This window comes from Yokenella regensburgei ATCC 49455 (assembly GCF_000735455.1).
Classification (GTDB): Bacteria; Pseudomonadota; Gammaproteobacteria; order Enterobacterales; family Enterobacteriaceae; genus Yokenella; species Yokenella regensburgei.
On the sequence record NZ_JMPS01000066.1, the window covers coordinates 1 to 12,545 of the forward strand.

Sequence of the window (12,545 nt, forward strand, 5' to 3'; positions counted from 1 at the left end):
CGACCATAAAACCCTGAGTGGTTTGATCAAAACTGCTGCTTGCCTGATTCATACTCTGACGGTGGTTACTGCCGTAGTAGCTGCCCCAAACGCCCTCACTGTCGCTACGGCGTTCGCTATCCATACGCAGCAGCAGAGCATCTTCTTCGTCATACCACAGGTTAACCGCGGCGGCGCGGGTATCGACGACGGCCTGTGAAGCGGTAGAGAGTGTCGGACGCGGGGTAGCGTTGTTATCCGGTGTGGCATCGCCCTGGTCAGGATCGGGTACCGGATCTGGTGTCGGAGCGGGGTCAGGCTCCGGTGCTGGGGTTGGGTCTGGTGCTGGTGTTGGATCAGGATCCGGGTCCGGGGCAGGCGTGGGGTCTGGCGTGATGGTGCCGAGCACGACGCTGACTGACCCATCAGTATTGGCAACGGCTGCGGTGGTATAGCGGTAAACGCCGACATCCGTCTGCAGGCTATTAAAGGTGGCACCTGATGCATCATTGACGTGCATCACCTCATCCCCGGTCATATCACCGGCAGCGCCGCTGGTGGCAGAGGAAACGCCTACGCTAAAGCTTCCGGTGGCGCTGCCGGCGGTCAACAGCCTGGCGGCACTGGTGCTCGGATCCCATGTGGTATAGATACTGGCAGGGCCTGCATCGAAAGCCGTATCGCTTGCCAGTGAATTGACAGAAACATTCCCTCCCTCCATGACAATGGCACTACCGTTGGTCATGGTGATGTCATTGACGACAGAGTCACCGGTGGTGGTCCAGACGGCGCCGTTGCTGAGATTAAGGTTGAGTGCCCCCGTCTCTTCGTCGGCATACGTCACGGCACCTTGCCATGAGGAAGAATCCATACTGACGCTCTGGTTAGCCGCAGATGCCTGATGGATATTGCCGGTCAGTGTGGATTGGCTGAAGGAGAGTGAAGCGGTATCCCTTGAGCTGATATCGAGCGCATTGGTGGTACCAGAAATGACGGCACCGGAAGCGCTTATGTGATTGTTTGAACCGTACACCCCGAGTGCGGTATCACCTGAAACCACGGCACCGTTAGCAATAGACACGGTTTGATCGGAGCCAGCTAAATTAATGCCATACTGCTCACCGCTCACCAGAGTGCCGTTACCGTCAATGGCGATAACATCTCCGACATTTTCTTCACTAATATAAATGCCCGAACCCTGGCTAATGACATGCGCACCGTTAAAAACGTTAATGGTCGAGTCGTGACCGTAATAATTGGCGGTGATACCGGCATTCCCCCCTGCGACCACAGTTCCTTCATCAGAAATGTTGACGGTATTGTTATCCATGGTGACAGTGATACCCTCGCCGCCACCCAGTATTTGAGCTCCGCTGTCGACAGTAATATGGGTATTTGAATTGAGCGCATATATACCGTCGTAACCATCCAGCACCGCTACGGTAGCACCATCAGAAACCGTTACTGACTGATTTAACCCGCCGAGCAAAATACCGTCTCCGGCGGTAGCGGTTACCACGCTACCAGAGCCGCTGACCAGAATCGTTGAGCCAATGGATTTGCTGGTGGTATCAATACCAACTTCTCCTGATATTTTTGCGCCATTAGTGATTGTGAGAGCACTGTTAGCAGCATTCAGGTATATGCCGTTACCTTCGGCATTTATTTTGGTATCAACACCGTCAACGGTGACCTGCGCATTGCTTCCACCTACCGCAATGCCGTTGCCGGTCACATTTATCACTGAGCCATCATTGAACGTGAGAGTCTGATTTTTCCGCTTTAAGCCAATGCCGTCGCCGCTGGCTTCAATGACGGTGCCGGCAGTAAAAGTATACTCTTCATTATCGTCATTAAGGGATTGAGTATCAGTAAAAATCTCATCGGAGAAGGTATCTTCCGCCATCGCATTAACGGCAGAAAATGCACTTAACACCATGATGGAGATAATGCTTTTTTTGAAGTTTATAGCCATGATAAATACCGCTAATTTGTTAACTATTAAATGTCATTTTTATTTCCATGCATAAATTATGATGGGAGTTGTTTTGTGATGTATTAACGACACAAGCTCATATTGATTGTTTTTATTTTATGTGTTTGGGTGATGATTTCTATAAATAGTTACCTCCGATTTCAGAGTCTATTTTTATTAACCTTGAATCCTTTTTTGCAACATGAATGTCAATAAAAGAGGTGAATGCCCCGGTAATGAGGTAAACTACGCTTTTGGCCTTTTACAGAATTCAACATGCTGAGTAACGATATAATCCGCGCCCTGCGCTATGCACTGAAAACCAACAACGAAGGGCTGGCACGTCTGTGCGCGCTGAGCAATACCGACGTCACCGCCGCGCAGTTCACACCGTGGCTGCTGAAAGAAGAGGAAGAGGGGTTTCAGCGCTGCCCGGATATCGTGCTGTCGGCGTTGCTGAACGGTCTGATCTACGACAAACGCGGTAAAGACGAAAGCGCACCGCCGCTGGCGCTGGAGCGTCGGGTGAACAACAACGTGGTGCTGAAGAAGCTGCGTATCGCGTTTATGCTCAAAACTGACGATATTCTGGCTATTCTCACCGAGCAGAAATTCCGTGTCTCAATGCCGGAAATCACCGCCATGATGCGCGCGCCGGAGCATAAAAACTTCCGCGAGTGCGGCGATCAGTTCATGCGTTATTTCCTGCGCGGGTTGACCAACCGGGTGCATAACGCGAAGCCCTGAGTATTTGCCGGGTGGCGGCTTCGCCTTACCCGGCCTACAAAACCCGCAGGCCCGTGCAAGCGTAGCGCCGCCGGGCAAAAAAAAAGCCGGATTTTAATCCGGCTTTTTTATTTACTTCACCTGCTGACCCGGCTGCGCGCCGTCATCCGGGCTTAACAGGAAGATATCTTTCCCGCCAGGGCCAGCAGCCATCACCATCCCTTCAGAGATGCCGAAGCGCATTTTACGAGGCGCCAGGTTGGCGACCATCACCGTCAGGCGGCCGATCAGCGGCTGCGGATCCGGATAGGCTGAACGGATACCGGAGAAGACGTTACGCTTCTCACCGCCGATATCCAGCGTCAGGCGCAGCAGCTTGTCAGAACCTTCGACGAATTCCGCGTTTTCAATCAGCGCAATGCGCAGATCAACTTTGGCGAAATCATCAAAAGCGATGGTTTCCTGAATCGGGTCGTCCGCCAGCGGACCGGTAACCGGCGTTGCTGCGGCTTTCACTTCTTCTTTTGAGGCTTCAACCAGCGCTTCGACCTGTTTGACATCGATACGGTTATACAGCGCCTTGAAGGTGTTGACCTTGTGCGCCAGCAGCGGCTGCTGAATGCCGTTCCAGGTCAGTTCGGTATTCAGGAATGCTTCAGTACGTTCGGCAAGCTGCGGCAGTACCGGCTTGAGCCAGGTCATCAGCACGCGGAACATATTCAGACCCATGGTGCAGATGGCCTGCAGGTCGGCATCGCGGCCTTCCTGTTTCGCGACAACCCACGGTGCCTGCTCGTCGACATAGCGGTTGGCCACGTCGGCAAGCGCCATGATTTCACGTACCGCTTTACCGAACTCACGGCTTTCCCAGGCTTCGGCAATGGTGTCCGCGGCATCAACAAAGGTCTGATACAGCGCCGGGTCTGCCAGTTCAGCAGCCAGCACGCCGTCAAAGCGTTTGGCGATAAAGCCAGCGTTACGCGAGGCCAGGTTAACCACTTTGTTGACGATGTCAGCATTCACGCGCTGAATGAAATCTTCCAGGTTCAGGTCGATATCATCAATGCGGGAGGAGAGCTTCGCCGTATAGTAGTAGCGCAGGCTGTCGGCATCCAGGTGCTTGAGCCAGGTGCTGGCCTTGATGAAGGTACCGCGAGATTTGGACATCTTCGCGCCGTTCACCGTCACGTAGCCGTGAACAAACAGGTTGGTCGGTTTACGGAAACCGCTGCCTTCCAGCATGGCAGGCCAGAACAGGCTGTGGAAGTAGACAATGTCTTTGCCGATGAAGTGGTACAGGTCGGCATCAGAATCTTTCTTCCAGTATTCGTCGAAGCTGACGGTGTCGCCGCGCTTGTCGCACAGGTTCTTGAAGGAACCCATGTAGCCAATCGGCGCATCCAGCCAGACGTAGAAATATTTGCCCGGTGCGTTCGGGATTTCGAAGCCGAAGTACGGCGCATCGCGGGAGATATCCCACTGCTGCAGGCCGGATTCGAACCACTCCTGCATCTTATTCGCCACCTGCTCCTGCAGCGCGCCGCTGCGGGTCCACGCCTGCAGCATTTCGCTGAACGACGGCAGGTCGAAGAAGAAGTGCTCGGAATCACGCATCACCGGCGTCGCGCCGGAGACGACGGATTTCGGGTCGATAAGCTCGGTTGGGCTGTAGGTCGCGCCGCACACTTCGCAGTTATCGCCGTACTGATCCGGAGATTTACATTTCGGGCAGGTGCCTTTGACAAAACGATCCGGCAGGAACATGCCTTTTTCCGGATCGTAGAGCTGAGAGATCGTGCGGTTCTTAATAAAACCGTTCTCTTTCAGGCGACCATAAATCAGCTCGGACAGCTCGCGGTTCTCGTCGCTGTGCGTCGAGTGGTAGTTGTCATAGCTGATATCAAAGCCAGCAAAATCGGTCTGATGTTCCTGACTCATTTCGGCAATCATCTGCTCTGGGGTGATCCCCAGCTGCTGGGCTTTCAGCATGATAGGTGTGCCGTGAGCATCGTCGGCGCAGATGAAGTTTACCTGGTGGCCGCGCATTCGCTGGTAACGGACCCAGACATCAGCCTGGATATGCTCCAGCATGTGGCCGAGGTGGATGGAACCGTTGGCGTACGGCAGTGCGCACGTTACCAGAATTTTTTTCGCGACTTGAGTCATAGTGGATTTTACTTCTTTGAGTTGTGAAAAGGGCTTCCGATATTACCAAAAGGGCCATTATTAAGTAAGCACAAACCGTACCCTTTCAGGTAAACTTGTCGCACAGGCTTTTCTACACAATAACAAAGGAGTCGGGATGAGTTCACAATCCCAGGCCAGAACCCCTGAGCGTCTGCGCGCGATGGTTGCCGGTCAGCTTTCTAATTTTCAGCACCCCACCCTGAAGCACAATCTGACCGCCCTGAAGGCGCTGCACCACGTGGCGTGGCTTGATGACACCGTGCATATCGAAATCCAGATGCCATTTGCATGGCACAGCGGTTTTGAGGAGCTGAAAGAGCAAACCAGCGCCGACCTGTTGCGTATCACCGGGGCTAAAGCTATTGACTGGAAGCTGTCGCACCACATTGCCACCCTCAAGCGCGTGAAAAACCAGCCTGGCATCAATGGTGTTAAGAACATCATCGCGGTGAGCTCCGGCAAGGGCGGCGTCGGGAAATCTTCCACGGCGGTGAACCTGGCGCTGGCGCTGGCGGCAGAAGGGGCAAAAGTGGGCATCCTTGATGCCGATATCTACGGTCCGTCCATTCCGATGATGATTGGGGCTGAAGGCAGCCGCCCAACGTCACCCGATGGCACCCACATGGCGCCAATCATGAAGTTTGGCCTCGCCACGAACTCCATCGGTTACCTTGTTACCGACGATAATGCCATGGTCTGGCGCGGCCCGATGGCCAGTAAAGCGCTGATGCAGATGCTGCAGGAAACCCTGTGGCCGGATCTGGATTATCTGGTACTGGACATGCCGCCAGGCACCGGTGATATCCAGCTGACGCTGGCGCAAAACATTCCGGTAACCGGCGCTGTGGTGGTTACCACGCCGCAGGACGTGGCGCTGATCGACGCCAAAAAAGGCATCGTGATGTTTGAGAAAGTGGAAGTGCCGGTACTCGGCATCGTCGAGAACATGAGCATGCACATCTGCAGCAACTGCGGTCACCATGAGCCGATTTTCGGCACCGGTGGCGCCGAGAAGCTGGCGCAGCGGTACCACACCCAACTGCTGGGGCAAATGCCGTTGCACATCAGTCTGCGTGAAGATCTCGATAACGGGACGCCGACGGTTATCCACCGTCCGGACAGCGAATTTACCGCATCCTATCGTCAGCTTGCCGGGCGTATTGCCGCGCAGCTGTACTGGATGGGGGAAGTTATTCCGAGCGAAATCGCCTTCCGCGCGGTGTAAAAAACAGAGGTGCTGCGCGCCCGCGTAGCACCTGTTTTCTTAACGAAGATTAACGATGGTAGAAAATGTCCCCATCGTAGGCTTTCAGGATCTTACCGTCCGCCTCGTTTACCAGCACGTAGTTCTCGCCCATGTAGGTCCAGTAGGTCCCTGCCGCCGGTGCAGGCAGGTTACGCTGCTGCCACTGTTTGATTTTGTACTCGTCGGTGCGATACAGCTCCGGCACGGTGTCGCCAATTTTGAAGCGAGTGAAATCGGCGATGAAGCCATCAAGCTCGTATTTCTGGATCCCGGAAGAGGACGTTGGCGCCGCCCACGCGGCTCCGGCCATTGCCAGCAGAGCGCCCAGAAGCATCACTTTTGTTTTACGCATACCTTCTCCAATTATCTGGACTCAAATTTTTAGCCCCGTATGATTCCCGATGCACGGATAGAATAGCAAGAGTCGGGCGGGTAAAAAATGTAAGCAAGCCGTACCGTTTGGGAAATCGACGTATTCTGAAAGCATCACGTTATCAGGCTTAAGGCAGGAAAAAATGTTCAGGCTGGAAGATTTAACCCTGTTCGTGCGCGCGGCGGCACTGAGCAGCTTTAGCGAGACCGCGCGGGAAGCGGGGATCCCCCCGGCGCAGGTCAGCTCTGCGATCAAACGGCTGGAAACCAGCCTGAATATTCGCCTCTTTGCCCGTTCTACCCGCAGCCTGCGCCTGACGCCGGAGGGAGAAAGCTGGCTACCGTTTGCCACGCAGATGCTCGATACCCTGCAGGCTGGACTGCAAAAAATTCAGACCCATGGCGATGCGCTGAGCGGTACGCTGCAAATTGCCGTGCCGTCCGATTTGGGACGCAATCTGCTGCTGAACGTGTTCCAGGATTTCCGCCAGCAGCATCCGGCGCTGCGGCTGCGTATTCTGTTTTCCGACCAGATTGCGGACGTCTTTAAAGATCCGGTCGACGTGGCGTTTCGCTACGGTCACATCGAAGACGCCTCTTACGTTTCCCTTCCCGTGGCGAGCGAAAACCGCCGCGTGCTGGTGGCTTCTCCGGCGTGGCTGGCGCGTCACGGTGAACCGCAGACCCCCGCCGATCTCGCACATCTCAACTGTCTGACCTACGTGTTGCGCGGCAGGGTCTACGACCGCTGGACCTTTACCGCCAACGGAGAGGTGCATGACGTGCAGGTACAAAGCACCATCACCAGCGATGACGCCGAGGTGATCCGTCGCCTGGCGATAGCCGGGGAGGGGATAGCCACTAAATCCTGGCTGGACGTCAGTGAGGATGTGCAGGTTGGCAGGCTGAAGCTGCTGCTGCCGGGGTATCAGGGTGACCGGGTGCCGCTGAATATGATTTGCCCGCACCGCAAACAGCTTTCGCCGGCGGTACGGTTATTGTATGACGCCGTCAGGGCGCGCTGCGAGGCGCTACAGGCGCGGATGCCCTGACGGCATCATGTTAGTGCTTCACGAGTGTCGCGAAGTAGTAAACCAGCGGAACGGCGAGGATCCAAAGGCCAATGGGGATCTCGCGCCACTTTCCGGCAATCGCTTTAATAACGATAAAGAACAGCAGCCCGCCCGCAATCCCGGTACCAAAGCTGTTGGCAATCAGCGTAATCATCACCATCATCAGCACCGGTAGGCCGTCGGTAAAGCTTGCCAGATCCACTTTGCGCAGGCCGCTGAACATGTTCAGGCCAATCAGGATCAGCGCCGGCGCGGTGGCTTCTCTCGGGATCATCAGCGCAATCGGGGTGAACAACAGCATCAGCAGGAACATCATCGCGGCGGCAAGCGCCGTCATTCCGGTCTTCCCCCCGGCCTCGGCAGAGGCGGATGATTCAATCAGCGCCGTCGCCGCCGGAATACCAACCCATGGCCCAAGCGCTGCGGCAATGGAATCCACCATGAATGGGCGATTAATCTGCGGCATATTGCCGTGCTCATCCAGAAGACCTGCTTCACCGCCTACCGCCAGCGTCGTGCCCATGGTGGAGAAAAACTCCGAGGCGAAAAAAACAAACAGGAACGGCAGGAAGGCGATATTCAGCGCACCAAGCATGTCGACGTGGCCAATTACCGGTGCCAGTGAGTGCGGCGCGGAAATCACGTTCTGCGGCAGGTGGGTGACCCCCATCGGAATACCGACCAGCGTGGCGAACAGAATCGCCCACAGGAACGAACCCGGAATACGGCGCGCCTGCAGGGCTATGGCCATAAAGAGCCCGCTCAGCGCCACCAGTGCACCCGGAGAAAGAAAATCGCCCAGCATTAAGGCGTTGGTTTTGGCATTAGCCAGCACTAAGCCCGCGTTACGAAAGCCGAGGACCGCGACATAAAGCCCAATCGACGCGGTGAGACCCAGCTTTATTGACTGCGGCACCGAGCGGGTGACCACCTCACGCAGGCCAAAGCGGGTTAACAGGAAGAACAGAATGCCGGACCAGCAGGCGATACCAAGGCCAATCTGCCAGCCAATGCCTTCGCTCCCGGCAAGCGTTACGCCAACCAGCACCGACCCCCCAATGCCAGGTCCGACGATAAACGGCAGGTTGGCGTAAAACGCCATCAGCAGCGAACCGAGGACGAACACCACGATGGTGCCGGTCGTGGCCGCGCCGCGATCCATTCCGCCGACCGCCAGCAGACCCGGGATCACCACCAGCAGATAGGCGGCGGCGAGAAAGCCGGTGACGCCGGCAAGACATTCGGTGCGCACATTGCTGCCTCGCGCGCGGAGCGCAAAACGGCGCTCCAGCCAGTTCCCTGGTGCGGGCGTTTGTAGGGTATTGTCGGCCATTATCCGGCTCTCCTGTGGGTATTTTTATGTTGTGCATTTACCGGGGTTTCCCGGCAGCTAATCACCGGATCGACAATCTGGCGGGTGGTGCCGTCGGTCAATCCTAAATCGGTCAGATGCGGCCCTGCGTTACAGGCAAGACAGGTCCCTTCAATGGCCTTAAACACCCGGTATGGCGGCTCCCAGTCGGCGATGTCGCTGCTGCGATCGCGCAGTTCGCGAAAGGCGACCGCCAGTTCTGCCGGAGGTAAATCAGAGAGCATTCCGGCGATCGGCATCGCCACGTGGGCGATAATCTGCTGTTCTTTCGCCAGCGCCATTCCGCCGCCGCTGGCGATGAGGGTATTGGCGGCAAGCGCCATGTCTTCAGCGTTACGGCCAAGCACCACCAGATTATGCGAGTCGTGCGAGTAGCTGGTCGCAATCGCGCCACGCAGTTCTCCCCAGCCTTCGAGCAGGGCAATCTGCGGTACTGCGGCGTGGCGGGCATGGCGATGCTGAACCCAGATCAGGCTAAAACCGTCCGGGATCTGCACTTTGCCGTCGCGGATTTGCACATCCACTTCGCCCCATTGGGTAAAGCGGGCGCCGCTGATATGGCGCAGACGCGCTTCGCCGTGGGTGATGTTGCCGATTTTCAGCGCGAAATCGTCAGCGCTGACGGCAGAAAGCTGCATGGTATCGCGAGGTGGCAGCACGTCGCCGCCAACGGAAGGGGTCAGCAGTTCACCGTTGCGGGCTGTCAGTTTACCGGCAACGTAGACGCGGCGGGCCTGCAGTTTTTCCAGCGAATCGAAAACCACCAGGTCAGCGCGACGTCCGGCAGCAATCAGTCCCAGATCATTACGCTGCAGGCGGATTGCGGCGTTGAGCGTGGCAAAACGCAGCACGTCGGTTGCCGCCATTCCGTGCTCGATCAGCAGATTCAGCAGGGCGATGATGCCGCCTTTTTCCAGCAGCATATCAGGGGGAACATCGTCAGTGCAGACGGTAATTTGCGATGACAGATGCGGCAGCGTTTTCAGCGCCGCGACGATATCCGGCAGCAGGTAGGGGTGTGATCCACGAATTTCGAGGGTCAGCCCGGCGCGCAGTTTTTCCAGCGCGTCTTCGGCGGAGGTCAGTTCGTGATCCGAGGTGACGCCTGCCGCCAGATAAGCCTGTAAATCGGCCCCGCGCAGGCCGCGCGCGTGGCCCTCAATCAGCTTGCCACTGCGTAACCCGGCTTCGAGAATTTCCATCATCCGCGTACTGCCGTGCAGCACGCCATGCATGTCCATCACTTCCGCCACGCCGTTAACCTCCGGCCAGGCGAGCATGGTATCCATCTCTTTACCTGCGAAATCGGCACCGGACATCTCAAGCCCGGGGGTCGACGGCACGCTCGACGGTGCGGCGACCATCACCTGCAGCGGCAGATTACGGCTTGCCTCCACGGCGTAGCGCACACCGGCAACGCCGAGCACGTTGGCGAGCTCATGCGGATCCCAGAAAACGGCGGTGGTTCCCTGCGCCACCACAATGTCGGCGTAGCGTGCCGGGGGCAGGTGCGAACTTTCGAGATGCACGTGGGTATCCATCAGGCCAGGGGACAGAAACGCGCCGTCGAGGGCGTGGATTTCCGCGGCATCGGTACGGCTGCCTGCCGGGTGCACGCTGGCTATCATCTCACCGACAATACCGACATCGGCGCGGCGGATTTCTCCGGTGACCATATCGACAATGTGGGTGTCGGTCAGTAACAGGTCAAAGGCGGTATCGCCCCGGGCAGCCTGGACGGCGCGGCGGCGGGTTTCGGCAGTAGCGTGCATAACAGCTTCCGGCAGAGAAATAATGCGGTTACTCTAGGAGGCTGGCAAACGTTTGCCCAGCTGAATAAATTTATCGGCCGATAAGAAAACGTTATTCTGCAAAAAATTCGCACCGGAACAGCACAATGAATGAACCCTGGCAGCGCCTGCCCGCGCTCTCACTCAAGCAGTTACAGTACTTTGTCACCCTTGCGAAACTGCGTCATTTTACCGATACCGCCAACCGGCTCGCCATCAGCCAGCCGGCGCTCAGCAGTGCGCTGCGTCAGGTGGAGACGGTGCTGGGGGGAAAGCTGGTCAACCGCACCGCGGCGGCGGTGTCGTTAACCGAGCTGGGGCAGGCGATTTTGCCGCACGCCGAGCGCATTCTGAGCGTGGCTCAGCTGGCCTTCAGCGATATGCAGCAGATTGTCGAGGCTGGTGGTGATGGTACGGTGCGCATTGGGCTCATTCCCTCTGTGGGGTCACTGCTGTTCCCGGAGTTGCCGCAGCAGATTGCCCTGGCGTTTCCGCGCCTGAGCGTTGAGTTTCACGATAAAACGAACGATGAGCTGATGACCAGCCTGCAAAACGGGCAGATTGATTTCGGTATTGGCGCGCTGGATAACGCCGTACCGCCAGAGTTGCAAAGCTTCCCGCTGCAGGAGGACCCCTTTGTTGCCGTACTGCACGTCGACGATGCGCTTGCTGCGTCGGCGCATCTCACCTGGAAGCAGCTCAGCAGCCGCGACATCGCGGTGTTCTCAAAAGGGAATATCCAACGGCTGGTAGCCGCGCTTGCGGAGAGCCAGCGCCTGACCCTGCGCGCCAGCTACCAGGTTGACTACATCGAAACGCTGTACGGGCTGGTGCGCTCCCGTCTGGCCATCGCGATTTTGCCGGCGCTTTACACCACCTATCTGTGCGATCCGACGCTGAAGGTGGTGCAGCTTCAGCAGCCCGCTCTGACGCGGACCGTTGCGCTGATGCGTGGCCCACAGCCGCTGCCGCCATTGATTGAGCAGTGCTTCCAGCTGCTGCTGACGACGCTTCGCTAAAGCAGCGTCATGACAAAGAATCCGGCAGCGGTCATGGCCAGTGAGCCAAATACGTGGGCACAGACTGAGGTTATGGCCCACAGATAGTTCTCGTTTTGCAGCAGGGTAATAATTTCCGCCGAGAAGGTAGAGAAGGTGGTCATTCCGCCGCACAGGCCGGTGGTGATAAGCAGCTTCCACGCCGGATCAAGCTGCGGCTGGCGCAGAAAAAACGCCAGCGCAGCGCCAATGATAAAACCGCCCACCAGATTCACCAGCAGCGTACCCGGCGGCAGGTTGGGGAACAGGCTGTTGAGCCTTGCAGAGAGCCACCAGCGGATCACGCATCCGGCAGAGCCGCCAATAATCACGGCGAATAAAGAACGGTACATCGTTACTCCCCGGCTGGCAGATGTTTGATGAGCACGTCCACCGTCAGGTGGTTGATGTATTCCATGGAGCGTGAAGCGAGTACGCCGAGCAGACGGTTATGATGCCCGGCAATCACCAGGTCAACCCGGCGTTCCCGGACGCAGGTCTCGACATCGTCAAAGCGACGGACGGTCACCAGTGACAGGGTATGCACCGGATAGCTCACCGAGCTCGCCAGTTCGCTCAACAGGGCTTTGGCCTGGATAATTTCATCGGAAACCACGTCATCCATCAGACTGTCGGAGATGTAGTTCATGGCGCGATAGTCGGTGCTGATATGGGCTACGGTGACTTCCATGTTGCTTTCCTGCGCCAGCGCGGCGGCATGCTGCAACAGCGGGATCCCATCGATACTGTTATTAATCAGCACCAGGGCATGGTGATAAACGGGCATA

The 12,545-nt window shown here is 57.0% G+C and carries 11 protein-coding genes; 4 read left to right on the top strand and 7 right to left on the bottom strand.

Annotated elements, in window-relative coordinates; genetic code table 11:
- Positions 1-1,954 (bottom strand): beta strand repeat-containing protein (locus GYRE_RS24840; protein ID WP_038256431.1); only part of this gene is annotated, 1,954 nt, incomplete at its 3' end.
- Positions 1,955-2,230: 276 nt separating this feature from the next.
- Here GYRE_RS24840 and GYRE_RS15445 point away from each other — a divergent pair.
- Positions 2,231-2,701, top strand: coding sequence for a YehS family protein (locus GYRE_RS15445; protein WP_038256432.1), 471 nt, complete (start codon positions 2,231-2,233; stop codon positions 2,699-2,701).
- Positions 2,702-2,812: 111 nt separating this feature from the next.
- Here GYRE_RS15445 and metG read toward each other — a convergent pair whose 3' ends face one another.
- Positions 2,813-4,846: a methionine--tRNA ligase gene (metG, locus tag GYRE_RS15450; RefSeq protein ID WP_038256433.1), complete on the bottom strand. Its 2,034-nt coding sequence runs from the start codon at positions 4,844-4,846 to the stop codon at positions 2,813-2,815.
- 136 nt (positions 4,847-4,982) lie between these two features.
- Between metG and apbC the strand changes: the two genes are divergently transcribed.
- Positions 4,983-6,092 carry an iron-sulfur cluster carrier protein ApbC gene (gene apbC / locus GYRE_RS15455; protein WP_038256434.1) on the top strand — a complete coding sequence of 370 codons (1,110 nt, stop codon included), beginning with the start codon at positions 4,983-4,985 and terminating at the stop codon, positions 6,090-6,092.
- Between the two features lie 49 nt (positions 6,093-6,141).
- On the opposite strand, the gene GYRE_RS15460 is transcribed toward apbC, so the two are convergent.
- Positions 6,142-6,465 (bottom strand): RcnB family protein, encoded by a 324-nt coding sequence (locus GYRE_RS15460; RefSeq protein ID WP_006820812.1) that lies wholly within the window; start codon positions 6,463-6,465, stop codon positions 6,142-6,144.
- A gap of 163 nt (positions 6,466-6,628) precedes the next feature.
- Here GYRE_RS15460 and GYRE_RS15465 point away from each other — a divergent pair, with 163 nt between their 5' ends.
- Positions 6,629-7,537 (top strand): LysR family transcriptional regulator, encoded by a 909-nt coding sequence (locus GYRE_RS15465; protein ID WP_038256435.1) that lies wholly within the window; start codon positions 6,629-6,631, stop codon positions 7,535-7,537.
- Between the two features lie 10 nt (positions 7,538-7,547).
- Here the strand turns inward: GYRE_RS15465 and GYRE_RS15470 are convergent, their stop codons facing one another.
- Positions 7,548-8,891 (bottom strand): NCS2 family permease, encoded by a 1,344-nt coding sequence (locus tag GYRE_RS15470; protein ID WP_038256437.1) that lies wholly within the window; start codon positions 8,889-8,891, stop codon positions 7,548-7,550.
- Complete coding sequence (locus GYRE_RS15475) at positions 8,891-10,702, bottom strand: adenine deaminase (protein ID WP_038256439.1); 1,812 nt, start codon at positions 10,700-10,702, stop codon at positions 8,891-8,893. The genes GYRE_RS15470 and GYRE_RS15475 overlap by 1 nt, the downstream gene beginning before the upstream one ends.
- A 125-nt stretch (positions 10,703-10,827) precedes the next feature.
- Between GYRE_RS15475 and GYRE_RS15480 the strand changes: the two genes are divergently transcribed.
- Positions 10,828-11,739, top strand: a complete 912-nt coding sequence (locus GYRE_RS15480) for a LysR family transcriptional regulator (RefSeq protein ID WP_038256441.1) — start codon at positions 10,828-10,830, stop codon at positions 11,737-11,739.
- Here the strand turns inward: GYRE_RS15480 and crcB are convergent.
- Both crcB and GYRE_RS15490 read right to left on the bottom strand, forming a co-directional pair.
- Positions 11,736-12,110: a fluoride efflux transporter CrcB gene (crcB, locus tag GYRE_RS15485; RefSeq protein WP_006820807.1), complete on the bottom strand. Its 375-nt coding sequence runs from the start codon at positions 12,108-12,110 to the stop codon at positions 11,736-11,738. The genes GYRE_RS15480 and crcB overlap by 4 nt on opposite strands.
- Positions 12,111-12,112: 2 nt before the next feature.
- Positions 12,113-12,544: a universal stress protein gene (locus GYRE_RS15490; RefSeq protein WP_038256443.1), complete on the bottom strand. Its 432-nt coding sequence runs from the start codon at positions 12,542-12,544 to the stop codon at positions 12,113-12,115.
- Position 12,545 lies beyond the last annotated feature (1 nt).

Excerpts from the sequence above, each read along its gene's own strand:
- GYRE_RS15480 (WP_038256441.1), top strand. The coding sequence starts at position 10,828 with ATGAATGAACCCTGGCAGCGCCTGCCCGCGCTCTCACTCAAGCAGTTA.
- GYRE_RS15490 (WP_038256443.1), bottom strand. The coding sequence starts at position 12,544 with ATGCCCGTTTATCACCATGCCCTGGTGCTGATTAATAACAGTATCGAT.
- GYRE_RS15445 (WP_038256432.1), top strand. The coding sequence starts at position 2,231 with ATGCTGAGTAACGATATAATCCGCGCCCTGCGCTATGCACTGAAAACC.
- metG (WP_038256433.1), bottom strand. The coding sequence starts at position 4,846 with ATGACTCAAGTCGCGAAAAAAATTCTGGTAACGTGCGCACTGCCGTAC.
- GYRE_RS15470 (WP_038256437.1), bottom strand. The coding sequence starts at position 8,891 with ATGGCCGACAATACCCTACAAACGCCCGCACCAGGGAACTGGCTGGAG.
- GYRE_RS15475 (WP_038256439.1), bottom strand. The coding sequence starts at position 10,702 with ATGCACGCTACTGCCGAAACCCGCCGCCGCGCCGTCCAGGCTGCCCGG.
- GYRE_RS15460 (WP_006820812.1), bottom strand. The coding sequence starts at position 6,465 with ATGCGTAAAACAAAAGTGATGCTTCTGGGCGCTCTGCTGGCAATGGCC.
- apbC (WP_038256434.1), top strand. The coding sequence starts at position 4,983 with ATGAGTTCACAATCCCAGGCCAGAACCCCTGAGCGTCTGCGCGCGATG.
- GYRE_RS15465 (WP_038256435.1), top strand. The coding sequence starts at position 6,629 with ATGTTCAGGCTGGAAGATTTAACCCTGTTCGTGCGCGCGGCGGCACTG.
- crcB (WP_006820807.1), bottom strand. The coding sequence starts at position 12,110 with ATGTACCGTTCTTTATTCGCCGTGATTATTGGCGGCTCTGCCGGATGC.